The organism is Acinetobacter colistiniresistens (assembly GCF_024582815.1).
Lineage (GTDB): Bacteria > Pseudomonadota > Gammaproteobacteria > Pseudomonadales > Moraxellaceae > Acinetobacter.
Map to the genome: position 1 here is coordinate 1,368,433 of NZ_CP102099.1, position 23,392 is coordinate 1,391,824.

General features: G+C 42.2%; 20 protein-coding genes and 2 pseudogenes. 11 read left to right on the forward strand and 11 right to left on the reverse strand.

The genetic code is table 11. From position 1 onward, the window contains the following. Positions 1-118 precede the first annotated feature (118 nt). Positions 119-1,114: a DUF2804 domain-containing protein gene (locus NQU59_RS06630; RefSeq protein WP_005244193.1), complete on the forward strand. Its 996-nt coding sequence runs from the start codon at positions 119-121 to the stop codon at positions 1,112-1,114. Positions 1,115-1,166: 52 nt separating this feature from the next. Here the strand turns inward: NQU59_RS06630 and NQU59_RS06635 are convergent, their stop codons facing one another. Next, a complete protein-coding gene (locus tag NQU59_RS06635; protein ID WP_005244192.1) occupies positions 1,167-2,042 on the reverse strand; it encodes a metal-dependent hydrolase in 876 nt (291 codons plus the stop codon). Positions 2,043-2,158: 116 nt separating this feature from the next. Here NQU59_RS06635 and NQU59_RS06640 point away from each other — a divergent pair, with 116 nt between their 5' ends. Continuing rightward, positions 2,159-3,181 (forward strand): AraC family transcriptional regulator, encoded by a 1,023-nt coding sequence (locus NQU59_RS06640; protein WP_005244190.1) that lies wholly within the window; start codon positions 2,159-2,161, stop codon positions 3,179-3,181. A gap of 303 nt (positions 3,182-3,484) precedes the next feature. On the opposite strand, the gene NQU59_RS06645 is transcribed toward NQU59_RS06640, so the two are convergent. Continuing rightward, a complete protein-coding gene (locus NQU59_RS06645; protein WP_257065366.1) occupies positions 3,485-4,816 on the reverse strand; it encodes a Na+/H+ antiporter NhaC family protein in 1,332 nt (443 codons plus the stop codon). Positions 4,817-5,093: 277 nt separating this feature from the next. On the opposite strand from NQU59_RS06645, the gene trpA reads away from it, so the two are divergent. Genes trpA through NQU59_RS06665 form a run of 4 tightly spaced genes read left to right on the forward strand, consistent with a single transcriptional unit; the run spans position 5,094 to position 9,128 of the window. Further along, positions 5,094-5,897 (forward strand): tryptophan synthase subunit alpha, encoded by an 804-nt coding sequence (gene trpA / locus NQU59_RS06650; RefSeq protein WP_257065367.1) that lies wholly within the window; start codon positions 5,094-5,096, stop codon positions 5,895-5,897. After that, the gene (gene accD / locus NQU59_RS06655; RefSeq protein WP_005244181.1) at positions 5,894-6,790 is read left to right on the forward strand and encodes an acetyl-CoA carboxylase, carboxyltransferase subunit beta; all 897 of its coding nucleotides are present in this window, start codon (positions 5,894-5,896) and stop codon (positions 6,788-6,790) included. The genes trpA and accD overlap by 4 nt, the downstream gene beginning before the upstream one ends. Beyond that, positions 6,787-8,073: a bifunctional tetrahydrofolate synthase/dihydrofolate synthase gene (gene folC / locus NQU59_RS06660; RefSeq protein WP_257065368.1), complete on the forward strand. Its 1,287-nt coding sequence runs from the start codon at positions 6,787-6,789 to the stop codon at positions 8,071-8,073. Before accD ends, folC begins: the two co-directional genes overlap by 4 nt. Beyond that, positions 8,064-9,128: an SPOR domain-containing protein gene (locus NQU59_RS06665; RefSeq protein WP_257065369.1), complete on the forward strand. Its 1,065-nt coding sequence runs from the start codon at positions 8,064-8,066 to the stop codon at positions 9,126-9,128. Before folC ends, NQU59_RS06665 begins: the two co-directional genes overlap by 10 nt. Positions 9,129-9,151: 23 nt before the next feature. On the opposite strand, the gene NQU59_RS06670 is transcribed toward NQU59_RS06665, so the two are convergent. The 3 genes from NQU59_RS06670 to NQU59_RS06680 form a co-directional block, all read right to left on the reverse strand. Beyond that, positions 9,152-9,736: a dual specificity protein phosphatase family protein gene (locus NQU59_RS06670; RefSeq protein WP_257065370.1), complete on the reverse strand. Its 585-nt coding sequence runs from the start codon at positions 9,734-9,736 to the stop codon at positions 9,152-9,154. Between the two features lies 1 nt (position 9,737). After that, the gene (locus NQU59_RS06675; RefSeq protein WP_005244173.1) at positions 9,738-10,547 is read right to left on the reverse strand and encodes an MBL fold metallo-hydrolase; all 810 of its coding nucleotides are present in this window, start codon (positions 10,545-10,547) and stop codon (positions 9,738-9,740) included. A gap of 251 nt (positions 10,548-10,798) precedes the next feature. Then, the gene (locus NQU59_RS06680) at positions 10,799-11,434 is read right to left on the reverse strand and encodes a peroxiredoxin (protein ID WP_257065371.1); all 636 of its coding nucleotides are present in this window, start codon (positions 11,432-11,434) and stop codon (positions 10,799-10,801) included. Positions 11,435-11,798: 364 nt separating this feature from the next. On the opposite strand from NQU59_RS06680, the gene secA reads away from it, so the two are divergent. Continuing rightward, positions 11,799-14,534 (forward strand): preprotein translocase subunit SecA, encoded by a 2,736-nt coding sequence (secA, locus tag NQU59_RS06685; protein ID WP_257065372.1) that lies wholly within the window; start codon positions 11,799-11,801, stop codon positions 14,532-14,534. 147 nt (positions 14,535-14,681) lie between these two features. Continuing rightward, a complete protein-coding gene (locus tag NQU59_RS06690; protein ID WP_005244170.1) occupies positions 14,682-15,083 on the forward strand; it encodes a hypothetical protein in 402 nt (133 codons plus the stop codon). A gap of 67 nt (positions 15,084-15,150) precedes the next feature. Here the strand turns inward: NQU59_RS06690 and lpxO are convergent, their stop codons facing one another. The 3 genes from lpxO to trhA form a co-directional block, all read right to left on the reverse strand. Further along, complete coding sequence (lpxO, locus tag NQU59_RS06695; RefSeq protein ID WP_005244168.1) at positions 15,151-16,056, reverse strand: lipid A hydroxylase LpxO; 906 nt, start codon at positions 16,054-16,056, stop codon at positions 15,151-15,153. A 158-nt stretch (positions 16,057-16,214) separates the two neighbouring features. Continuing rightward, the gene (locus NQU59_RS06700; protein WP_005244166.1) at positions 16,215-17,525 is read right to left on the reverse strand and encodes an MFS transporter; all 1,311 of its coding nucleotides are present in this window, start codon (positions 17,523-17,525) and stop codon (positions 16,215-16,217) included. Positions 17,526-17,953: 428 nt separating this feature from the next. Continuing rightward, positions 17,954-18,595, reverse strand: a complete 642-nt coding sequence (gene trhA / locus NQU59_RS06705) for a PAQR family membrane homeostasis protein TrhA (RefSeq protein ID WP_005244165.1) — start codon at positions 18,593-18,595, stop codon at positions 17,954-17,956. 103 nt (positions 18,596-18,698) lie between these two features. Between trhA and NQU59_RS06710 the strand changes: the two genes are divergently transcribed. The 3 genes and pseudogenes from NQU59_RS06710 to NQU59_RS06720 all read left to right on the forward strand — a co-directional run bounded on the left by NQU59_RS06710 (position 18,699) and on the right by NQU59_RS06720 (position 22,095). Next, on the forward strand, positions 18,699-19,913 hold the full coding sequence (locus NQU59_RS06710; protein WP_005244163.1) for a class I SAM-dependent methyltransferase: 1,215 nt from the start codon (positions 18,699-18,701) through the stop codon (positions 19,911-19,913). A gap of 116 nt (positions 19,914-20,029) precedes the next feature. Continuing rightward, on the forward strand, positions 20,030-20,662 hold the full coding sequence (locus tag NQU59_RS06715; protein ID WP_005244156.1) for a hypothetical protein: 633 nt from the start codon (positions 20,030-20,032) through the stop codon (positions 20,660-20,662). A gap of 226 nt (positions 20,663-20,888) precedes the next feature. Then, positions 20,889-22,095 (forward strand): annotated as a pseudogene (locus tag NQU59_RS06720) (IS256-like element ISAba26 family transposase). A 34-nt stretch (positions 22,096-22,129) separates the two neighbouring features. On the opposite strand, the pseudogene NQU59_RS06725 reads toward NQU59_RS06720, so the two are convergent. The 3 genes and pseudogenes from NQU59_RS06725 to NQU59_RS06735 all read right to left on the reverse strand — a co-directional run. Next, positions 22,130-22,282: pseudogene (locus NQU59_RS06725) on the reverse strand (hypothetical protein); the annotation flags it as partial. Then, positions 22,275-22,457: a hypothetical protein gene (locus tag NQU59_RS06730; protein WP_010590162.1), complete on the reverse strand. Its 183-nt coding sequence runs from the start codon at positions 22,455-22,457 to the stop codon at positions 22,275-22,277. The pseudogene NQU59_RS06725 and the gene NQU59_RS06730, both read right to left, overlap by 8 nt. Positions 22,458-22,488: 31 nt before the next feature. Continuing rightward, positions 22,489-23,343 (reverse strand): patatin-like phospholipase family protein, encoded by an 855-nt coding sequence (locus tag NQU59_RS06735; RefSeq protein ID WP_005244152.1) that lies wholly within the window; start codon positions 23,341-23,343, stop codon positions 22,489-22,491. Positions 23,344-23,392 lie beyond the last annotated feature (49 nt).

The window sequence follows — 23,392 nt, forward strand, 5'->3', positions numbered from 1 at the left end:
TGGATTTATCGGGGGAATGTGAATTAAGTTGCACTTCTTTATATAGAAATAGTAGTAAATTTGATCACTTACAGTCTATTATGGGCGTAGATGCGACCTCGCAATCATGGAATATAAAATGGATTTAATACAAGCCAATGGTCAACCGCGTTATGGACGTTTTGAGCAAGTACCTTCTCGTATTAACTTGGATGACTATGTCTATAAAACGCCTTATGGTCAGATACTCAAAGGCTGGCGCAAACAACTTAAATATAAGAAATTTAAATTCTGTGGTTTGCAGCACGCAAATTACAGTATAGGTGTCGCAATTGTCGATCTATCCTGGGCGGGTCATGGCTTTTTCTATGTCTATGATCATCAGTCTGAAAAAGTGATTGAATGGAATGCAATTCAGCCACTGGCATTAAAAACACAACTGGATGAACAGCCTTTATTTAGTCAAAGCTCTTTTAAAAAATCGGCTTATCAATTCGATATGCAGCATGCCAATGGCGTGCGTTATATCCAAGTCACCAAACATGGTGAAATTCAGTTAAAAGCACGGATTTTTTGCGCAGGTACCGACGCACTCAGTTTATGTAGTCCGACGGGCATTAATGGCTGGACCTATACCCAGAAGCAAACCACGCTGGCAGTTGAAGGATTCTTTATGAGTCCTGATCAACAACAGATTGAATTCAATGCGCATAGTCTTGCTGCATTAGACGATACCTGTGGTTTCCTACGTCCTGAAACGGCTTGGTTTTGGTTGTCTTGCCAGTTCCGTGATGCGCAGGATCGTCGGATTGGATTGAACCTTGCTTCAGGAGTGAATGAAAGTTTTGGTAATGAAAATGCCTTGTGGGTCAACGGGCGTTTGTATCCTTTAACCGATGTGCTATTCGAACAGCAAAATGAAAATACTTGGTCGATTCGCTCATTAGGTGGCTGTTTAAACTTGATGGTAGAAACAGGTTGGTGCCGTTTTGAAAATATTAACTTGCGCCTAATTGGCAGTCAGTTTAATCAATGGCAGGCCAAAGTCAGTGGGACGATTGCGCATGACCAAGTCGAATTAGTGGTATTAGATAGCCAATATGGTTTGTTAGAACAACATTATGCGAAGTGGTAATAACGAAAATAAAAATCCCCTCAATCGAAAGGGGATTTTTTAAGGAAGTGATTTAAAGCCCTGCTTGCCAAAAAGCCTCACCTGCGGCAATCGGATCATTGGTTTTGGCCAAAGTGTCAATCCAGACATCGTATTGGCGAATCACCGGATGCTGATTCGGATGAAAATCTTTTTTAAACCAGTCACGATATTGCGCTCTTTTTGCGGTTAAAATACCGTTACGGCCAAAGAACCACGGCAAGCCTTTACGTGCCATATCAAAACGTTGTCTTAAGTTGAAACCATCGGTTTTGAGCATTACATCAGTACGATACAGGGTAAAACCAAACATCATCACGGTAGTAAAGACCAAGGCAAAACGACGAGTTGTTTCAGGCACTTCGCCAACTTCTCGCATTACATCAAAAGCCACATCCCGATGTTCCATTTCTTCAATCGCATGCCAGGCAAAAAGTGCACGGACAAAAGGATCTGCTTCGGCCAATGTTGCTTTTTTACTGTAAAAGGTATCGGCCATCAGTGCAGTTAGATGCTCGGCTGCTGCAGTCATGGCAATGTTGTATTGAGGAGAGCGATTTTTCAGTTCAAATCGAAAGATTTTCTTTAAGCGGGCAGTGAACTGTTCTACAGGCATGCCCTGATCTTTCATGATCTGGTTCATTTTGTCATGGGCAAGACCATGTTGCGCTTCCTGACGAATAAAATCAGCCACACGTTCCTGCAAGTCTGGATCATCAATTTTGTCGCGGAATAAACGGACACATTCAATAAAATAACGCTCGCCATCAGGAAAGGTCAGGCTTAAAGCATCAAACATACGGGTGCGGAACGGATCACCTCCAAACCAGAAGCGTGGTGCTTGATCGAGATGGAAGTCCAGTTTGGTTCTGACTACCGGATCAACTTGATAGGAAACATGTGCATTCATCGTGACTATTCCTTGTTTTTCTTCATGTACTCAGTATGGAAAAACTCCGATGAAATGTTTTGACAGTTACAGCCAAGTTTTATACAAATAACGACAGATCGGGATGAGATTGGCGTATGTCAGTTAAAATAATAATCGGATATCTGCGTTTGTTTAATCGCGTACTACAACAGGAACAAGTTGATTTGTCTAAAGTTGTTGCACCTGAGCTTTGGCAAGCCTTTCAAGCCTGTTTAGAAAATCCAGATGAAAAAGACTTTGATGTCGAACGCTATGCCTTACTACTACAGGCCGCTCAGCCGCACTTCACTCGTCCGATTACTTTGGTGCTGGCTGAACATGCCAATCTACAAGATTTGGGATTGATGGGCTATTTGGCATCGACCAGTATTGACTTGCAGCAAGCATTGCAATTATTGCAACGTTATTATTCTTTGGTGTTTAAACAAACCAATTTAGAACAGCTTGATGTACAACAGTATCCTGAATATATTCAAATTATTTGGAGCGCATCCTATAGCGACTATCGGGAAATGTATGAGCTTAATCTGGCCTTGATCTTTAAAATTGCGCAGTCGATTGTGCAAGATGCTTTAGTGCCACCACAGATTATTCAATTTGGCTATGCACCGCATACAGCACTTTATCATTTTGAGAAATTTTATGGCTGTCCGATCCAAATTCAGCAAGGACAGTATGCCATTCGCTTTTCCAATCAGATTTTAAAGGCAAAGAGTATTGCCGCAGATCAGCAACTGAACCATGTGTTATCGACTCAAGCACAGCAGTCATTGAACAGTGTTAGTTCTTTTGAAGTTCAACAGCAGCAATTTCGTCAGAAAATACATGCCTTTATTGAGCAAGGTGTATTGCAGCAGGAAGAGCTGTTGCAGCGTTATGTCGCGAAACGCCTGCATTGTTCGGAACGGACTTTACAACGTCAGCTTAAAGCCTTTGAACTGAATTTTCAGGATGTGCTGGATCAGTATCGCTTGGAACAGAGCAAGCTGTATTTGCAGCAAGGGAAGTCTTTTTCTGAGATTGCGGAGCGGTTGAATTATGCTGATCAGAGTGCGTTTGGACGGGCATTTAAGCGTTGGACAGGAGTTACGCCTAAGCAGTTTTTAAAATCTCTTTAGATTTTAAATATAGCGCTAGGCTTGATTTAAATTATGGTATGAAATGTGATACGCGGAAATGTCATCCACAACCTGAGTAAGCCAAAGCGACTAAAGCTTTGGTGAAACGCAAGTAAGAAATGAACCTTGCGGAGCTTCAATCGCTCCTCATGTGGATGACGGATGCCTTTGGTTACTTTGGGCTAAACCAAAGTAACTCGCCGAAGGCATATCCTAGAATACGATGAGAACTAGGAGGGACGTCCTTATGATCATTGTTAATTTCAACAGATGAATAAAGAACTTATAACACGCTGTATTATTTTAACGTGTTTTGAGGCGTGGATAATTAAAGACAATGGCAAGCACTGCACAAACCGCAAGAATCCAGCAATAATAAATATTGCTAATCAATTCAACAGGTGACAGTTTGGCAATCGAGCAGGCCAAAAGCAGCTGCGCGCCGTAAGGGATAATCCCCTGAATGACACAAGAAAAAATATCCAGTAATGCGGCACTACGTTTTGGATCTACCCCATATTCTTTCGCCACTTCACGTGCCATATCACCCGATAAAATAATCGCAACGGTATTGTTGGCCACAAATAAATTCGAAAAGACCACCAGAAAGCTGATGCCCAGCTCACCAGCACGTTGTTTGCCAAATTTGAATAGGCGAGTAATAGCATAGATGCGTTGGATCAGCCACTGCAAACCACCTTCTTTTTGCATCAAGGCAGATAGTCCACCCAGCAACATGGAAAGTAATGCCACTTCAAACATGCCAACAAAGCCATCATAAATTGCACTGTTCAGTTTAAGCAGGTCAAAATCTGGCTTTTCAATCAGTCCCATCAAGCCGGATAAAATCACGCCGATCATCAGCACTGCTAATACATGTAAACGGGTAAAAGCAAGAAAAAATACCACGACATAAGGCAGAATCAGCCAAATATCATAGGGCTTGGATTGAATCGCTTCTGCTTCATGACTCATGAAGATATAGACCAACAAGGTCATGATCGCGGCAGGAAGTGCAATCCAGACATTGACCCTGAATTTATCTCGAAGTTCAACATTCTGGCTACGGGTTGCAGCAATGGTGGTATCTGAAATCATGGATAAGTTATCGCCAAACATGGCGCCGCCGACGACTGCACCAATCGCATAGACGGGTGCAATATCTGTGGCTTGGGCGAAACCAAAGGCAATGGGGGCACAGGCTGCAATGGTGCCCATAGAGGTTCCCATTGCGGTCGCAATAAACGCAGCAATGATAAACAGCATGGGTAACACAAATTCTGGCGAAATCAGTGACAGCCCTAACTGTACGGTTGCATCGACACTGCCAATGGCACTGGAAACACTGGCAAAAGCTCCTGCCAGCATAAACACCATAAACATTAAAATCAGATTGGGATGACTGGCACCTTCTAGGAATTCTTCAATGGCTGCATTGAGTTTTTGTTTGTATAGTAGCAAAGCTAAAATAACGGCTGGAATCGCGGCTACAGGTGCTTTGACCTGATAAAAGGCAAATTCTGTCCCGATCATTGAATGATAGACACCACTCCCGAGAAAGATGATCAAAAATACCAATAGCGGTAGCAAAGCAAGAGCACTGCTTTGTACTTTTTCCTGAGAGTGGGCAGACATAAAAAATAAAAAGAAAACTTAAAAATTGCGGCTAGTATAAAGGAGCTTGGCCGATTTCTAAAATGTCATGTAATCAGCCTGAAATTAGGAAGCTTTGATCATTGAGAAAAAACTCAAAATATAGATAAATGTACACGAGGCGTTGTAAGTCGCAAGATTCACGGTCGCAATCACGTCAAACTCTGTTCAATGAACAAAAAATAGCGTTACAATGCAGTGTTTTTGTATGACTACAAACAACTCCTCAATTTATATAAATCAAGGAAAGCATAATCCTATGTCACGTCTTGCCACTCGTTTTGAACAGCTTAAATCTCAGCAACGTAAAGCGCTTGTTTCTTATGTGATGGCAGGTGATCCGCATCCACAGGTGACTGTTCCTTTACTCCATCAAATGGTGGACGCAGGGGTTGATGTCATTGAACTGGGGCTCCCATTTTCTGACCCAATGGCAGATGGTCCTGTGATTGCTTTAGCCGCTGAGCGTGCTTTGGCAGGTGGAACCAGTACTTTAGATGCATTGGATATGGTGAAAGCCTTTCGTGAAAAAGATCAAACGACACCTGTTGTTTTGATGGGATATTTAAATCCTGTCGAAGTGATTGGTTATGACAAGTTTGTGGCTTATGCGAAAGACTGTGGTGTTGATGGTGTACTTTTGGTGGACTTGCCGCCAGAAGAGTCAGAACAATTAGGTGAAGTTCTTAAACAAAATGGAATGGATCAGATCTTCTTGCTTGCGCCAACCTCAACCGATCAACGTATCCAGCATGTGGTCAATCAAGCCAGTGGCTTTGTTTACTACGTGTCACTGAAAGGTGTCACTGGTGCAGCCACTCTAGATACCTCCGAAGCTGCAGCACGTATTGCAAAAATTAAGTCTAAGACCAATGTGCCAGTGGGCGTCGGTTTTGGAATTAGTGATGCAGCGTCTGCAAAAGCGATGGGTCAGGTTGCTGATGCCGTGATTGTAGGAAGTGCTTTCGTTAAATCTTTTGCGACATTGCCAGCCGATCAAGCTGCGCAACAGACGGTGAATAAAGTGAAGGAGCTTCGAGCTGCGCTCGATGAGTTAGTATGAGTCAAGAATTAACATCAGGGAAGGTCCTTAACCCTTCAACACCTTGGACGGAACGTCATGTCCCTGGTATTCAGGTTGCAGATCAACAGCAGACATTCAAAGCGACCTTTACTGAGCCAACGATTGAGTGTCCAGAATGCCATGCATTAGTGACACGTACTGCAATGTCATTTAATGCCTATGTGTGTCCACAGTGCGATGAGCACTTACATATGCGTGCGCGCGATCGTTTGAACTGGTTCTTTGATCAGGTCAACGCTGAGCTAGGTCAAGAGTTTGGAGCCAAAGATCCCTTAAAGTTTGTAGATAGCAAACCTTATCCAGATCGTATTCGTGAAGCACAAGACAAAACCGATGAAACCGAAGCACTTGTGGTGATGCAGGGCTCTTTAAAAGGTCTAGATCTCATTGCGTGTGCCTTTGAGTTTGATTTTATGGCAGGTTCAATGGGAACTGTGGTTGGTGACCGTTTTGTACAAGCCGCTGAGCGTGCGATTGCCTTACATCAACCGATGATCTGTTTTGCTGCTTCGGGCGGTGCACGTATGCAGGAAGGCATGTTGTCTTTGATGCAAATGGCGCGTACTGCTGCGGCAATCCAGAAAATGAAAGATGCCCGTGTTCCTTATGTCGTGGTATTGACTCATCCTGTATATGGCGGCGTGACCGCTTCATTGGCCATGCTCGGTGATGTCCATATTGCTGAACCGAAAGCCATGATTGGCTTTGCAGGCAAACGTGTCATCGAACAAACTGTGCGTGAAAAACTGGAAGAACCATTCCAACGTGCAGAATACTTGCTTGATCATGGTGTGGTCGATCAAATTGTTCATCGTCATGCATTACGTGATACTGTATACAGACTTGTTGCAAAACTGATGAACTTACCTTGAGACCGCACGCTCCACATTCAACGGATACATTAACAACATGGCTCGATTATTGGGGCCATGTTCACGTTACAGGCATTGATTTAGGTTTAGAACGCGTTATTCCTGTTGCTGAAAAGTTGGATGTAATGCAACTTACGGCCAAAGTATTTACTGTTGCAGGTACCAATGGCAAAGGCTCAACCACAACCACTTTAGCTGCGATTTTAAATGCACAAGGTTATAAAGTCGGTCTTTACCAATCACCGCATATTTACCGTTTTAATGAACGGGTAAAGCTGGCAGGTGCAGAGGTCGATGACCAAAGTCTGGTAGATGCGTTTGTTTTAGTCGATCAGGCCCGTCGTGAATGTGGATTAAGTCTTTCTTTTTTTGAAGCAACCACGTTGGCTGCTTTTGTTATTTTTAAACAACAACAATGTGATGTCTGGGTACTCGAAGTTGGTCTGGGTGGCCGTCTTGATGTCGTCAATGTGATTGACCCTGATATTGCCGTGATTACCAACATTGGCTTAGACCATGTTGATTGGTTGGGTGATACCGTTGAAAAAATTGCATTTGAGAAAGCTGGCATTATCCGTCCAAATATTCCAGTGGTATTTGCGGGGCAGCAGCAACTTCCACAAGCTATTCAAGATAAAGTGAATGATGCCCAAGCGCAATTATACGCCTTAGATCGTGATTATTTTTATCAGCTCAATGATGACGGCGAAACATGGTCATTTGCATCGTCGGGTACAACTTTAAAACTTCCTGTTGGTCAGCTTGCGCTAGAAAATATTTCAACTGCTGTGGCTGCGGTATTGGTGAGTGGAGTTGAGGTTTCTCAAGCAGCAATTACCACCGGTATTCAACAGGCTCGCTTGCAAGGCCGTTTTGAAATACGCCAGATTCAAGATAAAACTGTGATTTTTGATGCAGGCCACAATGCACATGGCGTCGAATTTTTATTGAAGCAGTTGCGAAAATTCTTAAAATACAATAAACAGTACACAGAAGTTGTTGCTGTATTTTCAATGTTGGCTGATAAAGACATTCCTTCGGTCACTGATTTACTAAAAACAACAGTAAAAGATTGGTTTATTGCTAATTTAGATGTGCCTAGAGCCGCTCCAGTGCAGCAAATCCAAGAAGCATTGCAAGGGCAACAGGTGTATGAGTTTGGCAGTATCCAGCAAGCGTTTGAAACTGCGCTGAAACAAGGTCATAACAATCAGCTGATTTTAGTCTGTGGTTCGTTTCATACTTTAGAAGCGGTCTGGGAGTATTTAGAAGAATGTCGATGAATAACAAGCAACGCTGGATGGGTGGCGTTGTTCTATTAGGTGGTGGTGTTTTATTGGCAGCATTACTTCTGAAAGGTAATCAAGAAATAGAGCAAGATCAGACTCACGCGCCCGTTACTCATCCGATTCCCAAAACAGAGTCTAAGCCGAAAACAGCTCAGCCTGCTCAAGACAGTGAAATGGTGTCATTACAGCCTTTGGCCGTTGATGTTGAAACTGAAAAACGTTTGCTGGAAGAACAACGCCGTTCGCGTGAAAAAGCGGTTGCAGAACAAGAAGCACGTGCTGCTGAATTTTTAAAGATGCAGCAGCAAGCGGAAGCAGCGGCAGCACGTAAGGCGGCAGAGGAATACGCGGCGATTAACGCGCGTCGAGCAGCGGCTCAGGAAAGTTCAGACAATATTCCACCAGAGCTTGTTGAAGATGAAAAAGCCAAGGCACAGCGCCTTGCAGAAGACAAACGTAAAGCCGATGAAAAGAAGCGAATTGAACAGCAAAAAAATGATCAGCAGAAATCTGATACTGACAAGAAGTTAGCCGAAGACAAACGTAAGGCTGAAGCTGAGAAGAAAGCAGCAGAGGAAAAACGTAAGGTTGAAGCTGATAAGAAAGCGGCGGAAGACAAACGTAAGGCTGAAGCTGAGAAGAAAGCAGCAGAGGAAAAACGTAAGGCTGAAGCAGACAAGAAAGCAGCAGAAGACAAGCGTAAAGCTGAAGCAGACAAGAAAGCAGCAGAGGACAAGCGTAAAGCCGAAGCTGAGAAAAAGGCTGAAGCAGAAAAAGCACGTGATCTCATGGAAAATGGCGATAAGAAATGGATGGTGCAAGTCGCATTGGCTGCGAACCAAGCCAATGCCGATGCTGTGGTGTCTAAATTACGTGCTAAAGGCTATAAAGTAACTACTAGTCCGACTTCGAAAGGAATTCGCATTATGGTTGGCCCAGCCAAAGATCGTGATATTGCGGATGCAACCCGTAAGAAGATTACCTCTGATGAAAGCTTGAATATGAAATCGGCTTGGGTGATTGACTGGGTTCCACTTGACCAGCGATAAGTAAGACTCTTTGGATTCGTGGACTAAGAAGATGGATTCGACAGTTGTCGTTGAATCCATTTTACATTTTCAGGGCTGAATAAAGGATCAATGTTTTTCCAGATCACATGGAAGCCGTAACCACCTTGTTTCATTTCTTTCACTGCCTCATCAATGGACCAGTTTTCAAAAATAATACGGTACATGGCAATGGTTGCCCCAGTACGATCAGAACCGTGATAGCAATGTACCAATACTTTTTGATTATTTTGTTTGGCCGTTTGAATGGCACGCATTGCTTCTAATAAGTCTTCACGATTGATCGCCCAAGTATAAATGGGAATATGCACCAGATTAAAAGGTTGATCTTTTAAAACTTTGGCATCTTCATTTCTAGAACGTAGATTAATGACGGTCTCAATTTTATATTTCTTCAAAATAGGGATCAATTCATTACTGGGTTGGTCACTGCGGAACACATCATTGCTAATTTGATAAAAATTATGCGTTGGTGAAATGAGCGTTCCCCAGTTTTTTGGACGTTGCTCACCATCTAGGCTAGGATGTTTCATACATCCACCTAAGCTAAGTATTGAAATGAGCGTAACGGTAATGAGCGTTGTTTTCATATTATTGATAACGATTGAATTCGACTGGATCATGCGCACAAATTAACTCAATGCTTGGCTCTTGTTGAGCGAGATATTGTAACTGTTTGAGGTTGTGCAAACGCAGTCGGTTATCTTCAGCCAATAAACGTTCAGTCAGGTTGAGGGCTCTCAATTTATTTTTCGGATTGAGCTCCAGATGGGTGTAGTAGGCATCACCACAAAATAACATCCAACCATCCACTTTTTTGATCGCAATGCCACAGTGCCCAGCCGTATGCCCGATTAGGGGAATCATTAAAATCTCATCGTGAAATAAAGGAAGCCCTTGGACTTTTTGCAGGTTAAACCATGGCTCGCCATCGTTGTGTTCAGCAAAGTTCCAATGACGATGCTGTTTAAATTGTTCTGTTTTATAGCGCAATTTTCCCTTAGTTGTGAGTAATTGGGTGGCATTAAACTCCGCAGCTAAGAGATGTATGGTCGCATTGGGGAAATCGGAAATTCCACCAGCATGGTCAAAATCCAGATGAGTCACAAAAATATGTCTGACATCACTTGGGTTAAAACCGAGTTGCTGAATTTGCTGAATGGCGGTCAGTTTGAGGTTCGGCACAATCGAACCGAATTGTTTCAGTAAACGGCCTAAGCGTTGTTCGGTATGTAAATAATCTTGTGTACCTAAGCCTGTATCAATTAATACCAAGCCTTGATCCGTTTCAACCAAGAGGCAATGGCAGACCAAGTGGGCTTTCCAGCCCTTTTGTCCAAACAGGGGAGCGCAGACTGGACAAAAACTTCCGCAATGAAGATGGTGAATGTTATAGATCATGATGCTGTTTTTATTCTGTAGCGGATCGAATTATTCTTATAACGTATTGATTAAAAAAATACCAAAATAAATTTAAGCGGTACAGAAAAAGCCTATTCAGAGAATAGGCTGAGATGCATGTTATTCAATCTTGATTGGATTTATTTATTACAGATGCGATTGCGCTTTAATTTCTTAACTCACAGCATAGCTGTTCGACTTCTTGCGAAGCTTCAGTCGCTTCTCAGGAACGAGCGTTGCTCGTTTGATCCTCACTCAGGCTGGGGCGTGAGTCTTAGATAAGATTTGACGGCTTTATAGCCTTTCGGGAAGCGTTGTTTGATTTCTTCTTCATCTTTCAATGAAGGCACAATCACCACATCTTCACCTTGCTGCCAGTTCGCTGGTGTTGCCACTTTGTGGTTATCGGTTAACTGTAGTGAGTCGACGACACGCAGCACTTCATTAAAGTTACGACCTGTTGAAGCTGGATAGGTAATAATCAAACGCACTTTTTTATTTGGATCAATAATCACCAATGAACGTACAGTTAAGGTCTCACTGGCATTTGGGTGAATAAATCCATATAGTTCAGACACCTTGCGATCTTTGTCGGCAATGATCGGGAAATTAACTGTGGTATTTTGTGTTTCATTAATGTCCTGAATCCAGCCTTTATGTGATTCGACATCATCCACTGAAAGGGCAATGGCTTTTACGCCGCGCTTGTCAAACTCATCTTTTAACTTTGCAGTGTAGCCGAGTTCGGTGGTACAGACTGGGGTGTAGTCCGCAGGATGGGAAAAAAGGATTCCCCAGCTATCACCTAAAAAGCCATAGAAATCAATGTCGCCTTGGCTTGATTGTTGCTGGAAATTCGGGGCGGTATCGCCTAAACGTAATGTCATGATCAGTCCTCTATACATTCTTTATGTTTTCTATCTGCTTCCAATATGCAGGATCTACTTTATAAATAAAATTATTGTTTTTGTATTTTATTATGAACTTTTGAGATATTGATTATTGATCTTGTTAAAAAATGAGCAGAAATTCACATTCAAATCGATGTAAGTTAAATGCAAATTTGCTACATTAACGCATCTTTAGTGATGTGACGTCAGAATCGCCTCGCAGATTTTTTTGCCTGTTTGAATGCAAAGCACTTGTAGTTCTTATTTCTGACTCCATAATAACAGCTAAGAAAAAATTAACCGACCTAGGGTTTGTTGTTATTGACAAACCTTATAACAAACAGGATTAGAGAGTTTATTCATGTTGGCAAGTCTGATCGGAGGTATCTTCGGTACAAAAAATGAGCGTGAGCTCAAACGCATGCGTAAAATTGTTGAACAAATCAATGCGCTTGAACCGACGATATCTGCTCTTAACGATGCAGACCTCTCTGCAAAAACTCCAGAATTCAAACAGCGTTTTAGCAATGGCGAAAGTTTAGATAAATTAATGCCAGAAGCGTTTGCGGTGTGTCGTGAAGCAGCAAAACGTGTCATGGGCATGCGCCATTATGACGTGCAGTTAATTGGTGGTATTACCTTACACGAAGGTAAGATTGCCGAAATGCGTACAGGTGAGGGTAAAACCCTGATGGGTACTTTGGCCTGTTATCTGAATGCATTGAGCGGTCAGGGTGTTCACGTGATTACCGTGAACGACTACTTGGCACAACGTGATGCTGAGTTAAACCGTCCATTATTCGAATTCTTAGGCCTTAGCATTGGGGTGATTTACTCGATGCAAATGCCAGATGAAAAAGCACAAGCCTATACTTCCGACATTACCTACGGAACCAACAACGAGTTCGGTTTCGACTATCTTCGTGACAACATGGTGTTTTCTCTGCAAGAGAAAAAGCAACGTGGTTTAAGCTATGCCATCATCGATGAAGTCGACTCAATCTTGATTGACGAAGCACGTACGCCGTTGATTATTTCAGGCCAAAGTGAAGATTCATCTCATCTTTATCAGCTGATTAACAGAATTCCTCCAACATTACGTCCACAGAAAGAAGAAAAAGTGGCTGATGGCGGACATTTCTGGGTCGATGAGAAACAACGCTCAGTTGAAATGACTGAAGTTGGTTATGAAACAGTTGAACAAAAACTGATTGAAATGGGCTTGTTGGCTGAGGGTGAGAGCCTGTATTCAGCAACCAACCTGAATTTGGTACACCATGTCACCGCTGCAATTCGTGCGCATTATCTTTATCAAAAGAATGTGCATTACATCATCGGTGTGAATCCACAGACGCAGAAAGAAGAAGTCATTATTGTGGATGAAAGTACGGGTCGTACCATGCCAGGTCGTCGCTGGTCTGAAGGTCTGCATCAAGCGGTTGAAGCCAAAGAAAACATGGAAATTCAACCTGAAAACCAAACCCTTGCAACTACAACTTTCCAGAACTATTTCCGTCTGTATAAAAAGCTTTCAGGGATGACCGGTACTGCCGATACTGAAGCTGCGGAAATGAAAGAAATTTATGGCTTAGACGTTGTGATTATTCCAACACACCGTCCAATGGTTCGTGTCGATCATAACGATTTAATCTATCTAAACCGTAATGGTAAATACACCGCGATTATTGAAGAAATTACCAATATTCGTCAGCAGGGTGTTGCACCGATCTTGATTGGTACAGCAACCATTGAAGCCAGTGAAATCTTGTCTTCTAAGTTGCTACAAGCTGGTATTCATCACGAAGTCTTGAACGCAAAACAACACGAACGTGAAGCGGATATTATTGCGCAAGCGGGTAGTCCGAATGCGGTAACAATTGCCACCAACATGGCAGGTCGTGGTACCGATATCTTGCTGGGTGGTAACTGGAAAGCCAAGCTTGCCAAAATTGAAAACCCGACCCCTGAAGACGAAGCCCGTTTACAGGCGCAATGGGAAAAAGATCACGAAGATGTTTTAAGTTCTGGTGGTTTACATATCATTGGTTCTGAGCGTCATGAATCACGTCGTATTGATAACCAGTTGCGTGGTCGTGCAGGTCGTCAAGGTGACCCAGGTGTATCACGCTTCTATCTATCACTTGAAGATGACTTGATGCGTATCTTCGCGGGTGATCGCGTGGTTGCCATGATGCGTGCAATGGGCTTGCAAGAAAGTGAAGCCATTGAACATAAAATGGTCAGTCGTTCAATCGAAAACGCCCAGCGTAAGGTTGAAGCCCGTAACTTTGATATTCGTAAAAACTTGTTGAAGTACGATGATGTAAATAACGAACAGCGTAAGATCATTTATTCACAACGTGATGAAGTTCTAGCTGAAAGCACACTTCAAGACTATATCGAAGAAATGCATCAGGAAGTGGTGAAAGGTTTGATTGCAAACTTTATTCCACCTGAGTCGATTCATGACCAATGGGATATTGAAGGTCTGGAAAGTGCCTTACATAGTGATTTAGGTATCGAACTTCCTGTACAGCAATGGTTAGACCAAGATCGTCGTTTGGATGAAGAAGGCTTAGTGGCTCGTATTTCTGATGAAGTCATTAATCGCTATCGCCAACGTCGTGAGCAAATGGGTGATGAATCGGCAGCAATGCTTGAACGTCACTTTATGTTGAACTCACTGGATCGTCATTGGAAAGATCATTTGGCTGCGATGGATTATTTGCGTCAAGGGATTCACTTACGTGGCTACGCACAGAAAAATCCTGAGCAAGAATACAAGAAAGAAGCCTTTAACTTGTTTGTAAATATGTTGGGTGTGATCAAGTCCGATGTGGTGACGGATTTATCTCGTGTTCATGTCCCGACGGCAGAAGAATTGGCAGAACTTGAAGCACAGCAACAACGTCAGGCGGAATCGATGCGCCTTTCATTTGAGCATGATGATGTCGATGGTTTAACGGGTGAAGTGACTATTTCTGAGGAAACGGAAGGATTTGCCAATACGAATGAATTCCCTGTGCCTGAGAGCCGCAATGCACCTTGCCCGTGTGGTTCTGGTTTAAAATACAAGCAGTGTCACGGCAAAATCTAGGCAGCGACATAGGTTGAGCTAAAATAAAAAAGCAGAGCATGAAGCTCTGCTTTTTTTACGAGAATTTACTTGAGTCTAGGCACGCTTTGTAGTTTCATAATTGCACTTAGAGATCTTGATTGAGTTCGCATTAAAAGCGGGAAGACAATGAAAAAACCATTACAACTTTTAATTTTGGCAAGTGTTGCAGTATCGGGTTTTGCATTTGCAGATGATGCGCCACAAACCACAACAGTGGATAAAGTACTGGCAGCAAAGGGTAGTAATACCGCTGAAGCACAAGTCAAACGTGAAGTGACCACCGTCATTAGTCCACGTACTGGTATTCGCTATACCTTGGGTGACACTGAGAATCGTCCAATCGTAATGCAAACAGCCGCTATTGCACCTGCAAATTCAGCAAATATTAACCGTATTGTGGCATCAAACCCTGCATTGTCAGCACAAAGCCAAGAGAAGGCGAAGATTGCTCTCATTGGTGAAGCAGCTGTTCAAGCGGCGAATGCTGCTGCGGCCCAGACAAGTACACAAACAGCAAAAGCAAATTAACATCAGTGTGTTTTCCATAAAAAAAGAGATGCATTAGCATCTCTTTTTTTATGGAAAACACAGTAGCTTATAGAAGGCTTGGCAGCAAAATCAAGCCAATCAGGATGGCAAATAGTAACCATTTTGACACATAGTACAGCGGACGGTTACGCTCTTTTAGGCCACGGCCATAATGATGTACTGCATAACCATATTTAAAAATACGGTTAATAAAACCAGTCTTGTCTTGATCATCATTGGGCGAGCTTGCAGCAGACATGACATTGCGGCCAAACCAGTGATTAAACCGCTGTGCCCAGCCCCATTTCATTGGACGCTCAATATCACAGAACAAGATAATACGCGTTTCATCAGTTTTGTTTTCTGCCCAGTGCACATAGGTTTCATCAAACACGGTGGCTTCGCCATCTCTCCAGCTATAGCGTTCCTGATCGACTTCAATAAAACAATCATCGCTATTCGGTGTTACCAAACCAAGATGATAACGGACAGAACCTGCATAGGGATCACGATGTTTACCTAAATAACTCCCAGACGGTAGTTCAGTAAACATTGCCGCTTTGACGGAAGGAATACTTTCTAATAAAGCAACTGTTTTTGGGCAAAGTTGTTGCGCAGAGGGATGGCTGTCTTGATACCATTTCAGATAAAAGCGCTTCCAGCCTCGTTTAAAAAAGGTATTAAAGCCTGCATCATTATTTTTTTCAGAGGCTTTGATTTGATTCTGGAGCTGAATTGCTTCTTCACGAATCACTTGCCAGTTATCTTGCAATGGTTTGAGTTCTGGAAACTGCGCCACATCGAAGAAAGGCTGGTTTGGCAACTTGGAAAAGCCAGTCATAAACATGTTGATTGGCGCTAAAAATGTCGAATGGTCAAATAATTGTCGAGATGCTTTTAAGCGCTCTTTACCGCGTAGATAGGTATATAAAAAGCTGATTAAAAATACGGCAACGATAATCACTGCGTACATAACACAATCGTCTAAGAAAAATGAAGGCGATTATTTTAGCATAAAAAATATTTGGATGAATGCTATCCTAAATGTAACTTTATAAGATAAAAATGATGATTTAAATGGTAATTCAGATGGTCCAAATTGATATTGTATAGACCATCTGAATAAAGATTCTAAATATGATTATTTACATCTTCATATTTGGTTTCACGAATCATTAAAAATGCAATCAGGGAGAGGATTGAAGCAACACTGAGATATAATCCAACTGCACCAAGCCCATAACTTTCTGCCAATTTTGTTGCAATGTAGGGCGCAAAGGATGCTCCAAAAATACCGGCCAGATTAAAGGTTAATGCAGAACCTGTATAACGGACGGAAATTGGAAAAATCTCAGATAAGACCGTACCAATTGGCCCATAGGTTAGGCCCATAATCGAAAGACCAATACACAGGAACAAGAACACTAAAATTGGACTACCTGAACCTAATAGCGGAGCAAAACATAATCCGAATAGGGCAGAAAGAATACACACCGCAATCGACGTATTTTTACGACCGAATTTTTCTGCCAAAATTGCCGACAGTGGAATAAAGGCGGCAAAACATAGGGTCGCCACCAGTTGTAACACAAGGAAGTCGCCCCGTGCATAACCAAGTTTAGTGGTTCCCCAATTCAGTGCGAACACAGTGGTCAGATAGAACACCACGAAAGTACAAATGGCAGCAATGGTGCCAAGAATCAGCATGGGTAAGTGTTTGGTCATGACTTCTTTAAAAGGGACATTCACTTCTTTTTGCTTGTTTAATACTTTTTGGAAGGCTGGGGTCTCATGTAGTTTTAAGCGAATGTATAAACCGATCAAGACCAATGCTGCACTGGCAATAAATGGGATACGCCAGCCCCAGGTCATAAAGGCTTGTTCCGACATAAAAGCATTCAGTAACAGAAATGAACCCGTAGCAAGGATGAAGCCAAGCGGCGCTCCTAATTGCGGGAACATACCATACCAAGCGCGCTTGCCTTCTGGCGCGTTCTCAGTGGCAAGCAGTACGGCACCACTCCATTCACCACCTAAGCCTAAACCTTGGCCTAAACGGCATAGGGCAAGCAATAATGGGGCAGCGAGACCAATTTGTGCATAGGTCGGAAGCAGACCGATACACACGGTAGAAATTCCCATCGTGAGCAAGGCTGCAACCAGCGTGGCTTTACGTCCGATCCGATCACCAAGATGTCCAAAGAGTGCTGCACCAATGGGACGAGCAATAAAGGCGATGGCAAAGGTTGCCAGTGATTTGAGTACCGCAGCGCCATCGCTACTTTCAGGGAAAAATAAATGTGGAAAAATCAGAACAGCAGCTGTGGCATAGATATAAAAGTCAAAAAACTCAATCGTGGTACCGACAAGGCTGGCAAATAATACCCTTACTTTTGAATTACTGGCCACTTCTGGGGTGGCCGTCGTAGTGCTCGACGACATACAAGACCTTCATGTTATTTATTCAAGAACATATAGGGGCTGCGGCCATTTCACTTTACGAGCTATAGCTCTCATTGCGACAGTGGGAATTTTTTAGGCGGTACAAGGAATGCCTTGCGAAACTTAGTCATTCTAAGTAAGCAAGATATAACGCAGTAACGGCAAAAATATCCCTGTCCTTGAGCTTCGCCTTGTACTGCAATTAAAGCAGGGCTTTGCTCTTGCTCAGGGTTATGGCTAAAACTTCTCTAAACTGCGTTATGAAACTTGACAAGGGGATACCATTGCCTGCGTTTCATACCTTGTTTATGTCGTTTTAGCCAATAACGCAATGTATGGATGAAACGTCAACAGCCCCTAATGACTGTCTTGAAAAATTCCTTTTGAATGTGCAGTTTTACTTCGAAAACTTAATGCTATATATGGACTTATAATACATAACAATAGATTGCCAAAAAGTGTAATCCTGCCCCTAATAGCACAAAAACATGCCAAATTGCGTGGGTATATCTTACCTTTTTTAAGGCATAAAACAATGTGCCGATGGTATAAGCCAATCCCCCTGCAATCAGCAGTTGTACCGCTTCTTTAGACAGGTAATGTTGCATATCATCCATAACCAAAACAGCCAGCCAACCCATGACTAAATAGGCGGCTAAAGAAAGTTTTTGGAAGCGATGAATGAAGACCAGCTTAAACAGTGTACCGATCAGGGCAATGACCCATAAGGCAATCAGTAAATAATGCGCTTTGGCCGTTGGAATGGCGATACTGAGAAAAGGGGTATAGGTGCCTGCGATCAGATAGTAAATCGCGGTATGATCCAGTTTCTTGTACCAATAACGTTTGCGTTCGTCTTGGGCAAAGTGATACAGCATGGAACTACTCAGTAATAATACCAAGCTAAAGCCATAGACCCATAAACTGATCCATTGTCCCAAAGGCAGGCCATAGCCTTTGATGATCAAAAAGACTGAGGCAATTAAAGCCAGTACTGCGCCAGCCCCATGACTATAGGCATTCATCAGTTCTTCTTTGGGGTCATAGTCCAGTAATGTGTTTGTGTTCATCAGGCGCAGTCATATTGCATAAAAATACAACTGTATCGTAATGCAATTTCCCTTTTAAAGTAAGACGCTTTAAAATTTAGTTTCTATTTGTCAGGTTTTCATTATGTTTGCGCCGAATTTTTCTTTTGAACAAGAACAGCAGTTTTTCTTGGATATCCAGCAATCTATTGAAAATAAAAGCTTTGATCGTCTGATTTTGAGTCAGTACAAAGGCGAAATGGCGCAATTAGAAAAGATGACCTTCCGTGTAATTGAACTACAGGGTCAGGCAAGCTTGTCTTGCTTATATCATTACACTACACAAGACATGACCAAAAACTATGCGATTGATGAAGGTTTAGAAAAAATTGCTGAGCTATTGAACCTGTCTAAGCAAGCCAATCTATTCACTTCTGATCAAGATGTTCAACTCAAGAAAAATAAAAAGAAAGCCATGTTGAATACTCAGAAAAAACAAGTGTCAACCCTCAAAGTTGAACAGCAGCATGATCGTGAAAAGCAACGTTATGTGCAACAGCAGAGTCCATTTTTAAAACATCTGGGGATTACCGATGAAAAAGGACACATCATTCCAAGCATGGCACGTAAGTGGAAACAGATTAATAAATTCATTGAAATCTTTTCACATGCCTATGAGCAGATTGATGCATCGCAGCAAGAATTGAATATTGTCGATTTTGGTTCAGGAAAGGGCTATTTGACCTTTGCCTTATATGATTATCTGCAAGCGCAACAGAAAACCCCGTTAATCACGGGCGTTGAGCTACGTTCAAATTTGGTTGAGTTTTGCAAGAATGTAGCTGATCAAGTCGATTTTAATCATCTTGATTTTTTTGAAGGGGATGTGCGGAGTTATCAACCTGAAAAGCTGGATGTGATGATCGCCTTACATGCCTGTGATATTGCCACTGACTTCGCCATTCATACCGGTATTCGTCTGAATGCGTCAATGATTATGTGTGCACCATGTTGCCATAAGGAACTCCGTCCACAGCTGCAAAGCCCAGAGGTGTTACAGCCAATGTTGCAATTCGGAATTCATGCGGGGCAACAGGCGGAAATGCTGACCGATACTTTGCGTGCCTTATTGCTAAAAGCCTATGGTTATGAAACTAAGGTATTCGAGTTTGTCTCTTTGGAGCATACCAGTAAGAATAAAATGATATTAGCGACCAAACGCAAACAAATTCAACAGCCCGATGCCAAGATTATGCAGCAGATCCAAGCTTTAAAAGCCATGTATGGTATTGAAAAACAAAGTCTGGAATTATTATTGCAAGATCAAATGCCCATCGAGAATATTGGCTGTAAGTGCTAATAGCATGAATTGATTGCTGGATAAATCTAACGATATCAATCAATATGGGTTGATATCGTTACTTATGCGATAGGGTTATAAATAAAAATTGAAGAATAACAAGTCGAGTCATTCCAATGATGAAAAACAAAATTTATCTCGCTGTTTTGCTCTTGGTCTTCTCCAATTTAAGTAAAGCAAAAGAATTTGAGAGTCCACTCAATCAGAAGGGAGTCGTCAGTTTTAATCCTTCAACACAAGCCAGAGTCCGTTTATATGGTCAAAATGGTCAGCAAATATATATGCAGCATACTTTTGATTGTAAAAATAGAAAACAGGGCATACGTGAAAATTTAAGTGGCTACGGGGCATGGAATGCTTTTAAAACCTATACTCGAATCAATATGAATTATTCGATTGGTATGCCACGAACAATCATACAAAAGGACATTGAGCAGAATTTTAATACCTATCAGATGGTGACCTATAAGGAATATGTGGTGACTGCTAATCAACCGATCAGCCTGCATGGATTTGTAGTAGGTACAGAGCGTACTACAGGTAAAGCCAAACTGGTCGATGGATGTGAGAATACGGAAGCTTCATTTAAGCCACAAGCAGGCCGCGAGTATGAAATATTGGGAGAAAATGAAAACCAGAAATGCCAATTCAAGGTCTATGACTTAGAATCGAGACAACTGGTTTCTGTCTCAGAGCAAGCCTATATCTGCCCAAAAGATAAGTGGAAGTTTTGGGGGAAAGGTGAGTAATAATTAGCGCTTTAATTTGGGAAGGCAGATGACAAACTTCGCGCATGAGAAGTTTGTCAGGATCTAAAATCCGTTAATGCTGTTCGGTTGCGATTTCCGAAGCAGCTGCTGGTTCAATATGTTGCTGTTGTTGCGCTTTACGTTGTGCACCGGGACTGTTCTAAATTTTGTGTAAGTACTTAATTTTCATTTATCCTTCAGAGGATAATTACAAAAGGTACTTCACATGGATGAAGCAACAATCAAAAGTATGGCTGCCGAATTGGCTAAAGGTCTAAAAACACCAGAAGACTTAAACCAAATGACAGCAGTCTTTAAAAAATTCATGATTGAAACTGCACTCAATACTGAACTTTCAGACCATCTCGGTTATGAAAAGCATCAGTCCAGGAAAGGCTCAAATAGCCGTAATGGGTTTAGTTCTAAAACCATTACAACTCAAGATGGACAACTGGCTTTAGATATTCCCCGTGATCGAGAAGGTTCATTTGAGCCACAAATTATCAAAAGCACCAAACACGCATCACCAGTATGGATGACCAAATCCTCTCACTGTATGCAAAAGGAATGACTAATAGGAAATTGTAGCCTTCTTCAAAGAAATGTACGATGCCGATGTCTCAGCATCTCTCATCAGCAAAGTTACCGATGCTGTGATTGAGCAAGTGACTGAGTGGCAAAATAGAGCCTTAGATAGCCTTTATCCTGTTGTCTATCTTGACTGTATTGTTGTCAAAGTCCGTCAGCACTCCAATGTGATTAACAAGTCCGTATACCTTGCTTTAGGCATCAATATGGATGGACAAAAAGAATTACTGGGTATGTGGATTGCTCAGACAGAAGGTGCCAAATTCTGGCTGTCAGTCATGACAGAGCTAAAAAATCGAGGAGTACAGGATATTCTTGTTGCCTGTGTAGATGGATTAAAAGGCTTTCCTGACGCGATAGCCTCCGTTTACCCTCATACTGATATTCAACTGTGTATCGTGCATGTTGTACGCAATAGCCTGAGATTTGTAAGCTGGAAAGACTACAAGGCTGTTACCTCGGGTCTGAAAGCGATTTATCAGGCAAGTACAGAGGAAAATGCTTTAAAGTCCCTAGACATCTTCTGTGATCAATGGAATCACCAGTATCCCAAAATTGGAGAATCCTGGCGGGCCAATTGGGAAAATATCCGAACGATCTTTAGCTATCCAGCCGAAATACGTCATGCAATTTATACAACAAATGCGATTGAGTCGTTGAATAGCGTAATACGCCATTCAACGAAGAAGAGGAAAATCTTTTCATCTGATGACTCAGTAAAGAAGGTCATTTACTTAGCAACATCAAATGCTGCGAAGAAATGGACGATGCCAATTCAAAATTGGCGTTTAGCAATGAATTGGTTTACGATTCAGTTCGATGATCGATTAAAAGATCATTTATAAAAAATGGAACTTACACAAAATAATTTACAGGCTCTTGTGCACCTGGCATATAATCCGGTTCTTGGGTCATGGCCAAATAGAAAAAGCTTAAAAAGATGGTACTGAGCACCCCGACAATGATGACAAATTTCCATCCCAATACGGTTTCTTCATTTGAATCTTTTTTTGGGGATGGCTGGTTATTCATAATAAATTCCAAAAATAACAAAAACAAAACTAGATTTTGCGCCTTTTGCGGCTGATTTGCCAAGTGGAAATATACACTTCTTGATTGTGTTGAGTGAGTCAGCACTTTGAATGGTGCACACAGACGAGATTTCTGTCATCTCATCCGTTTTATCATCGGCACGATGTGCGGCCATTCAAAGTGTTGTTGATTTGATCTAAAGAGGGTTAAAGCGCGTTCCAGTCTTCAATCGCCTTAAAGCCTGTTTCCAGACCGACATCATAGCTATAGCGAATCTTGGCCTTATCCTTGGAAAGACGACCTGCCATGTTTTTTAAATCAGGGGGACACACTTCCAGAATTTTCTGGTCAGAGGCTGAGCGGGTAAATTCGACAGCATCGTTATAACGTTGGGTGCGAGTCAAAAGACTATGTGCAAAACCACGTTGCTGCTTAAACAGGTATTTGGCAAGCAATTGGTCACCTTTACTGCTGGCCTTATAATAATTTTTTGGGCGAGTTCGGAGTACCATGAGTTTAGAGACATCATGCTGTTGCGCTGCCCAATGTACGGGCAAGGCATCGGCAACACCCCCATCAAAGTAGGGCTCACCAAATACTTCAACGGCTTGACGTGTTAATACTGGAATCGAGCTCGAGGCTCTTAATCCGTCAAGAATATTGTCTTTCGAAGCTTTGATATAGGTGGCTTCACCTGAAATAGCATGGGTCAACACCATATAAAATTCAGGATGATTGGCAAATAGATGGGCTTGATTGAGAGGATGTTCTTTTTCAACGATGTCCCACATCCATTTTAAATCCAGTAAGTCACCACCTTTGAAAAAGCGACCATATTGGATAAATTCAGAACGAAGTGAGTGGTCGAGGTAGAGATTTAGCGTACGACCTTGCTGTGCGGCAAGATAATTGGCGACATTGGTCGAACCTGAAGAGACACCAACGCAGAGATCAAAAGGGTTAAATTGTTGCTGTAAAAATGCATCTAAGACACCACTGGTGAATGCGCCACGCATGCCACCGCCTTCAACGACCAGTGCCTGACGATTTTGTTGAAGCATTGAAAATCTCGAGTACCATGATAAACCCATGTTTTACACGGATTTATCA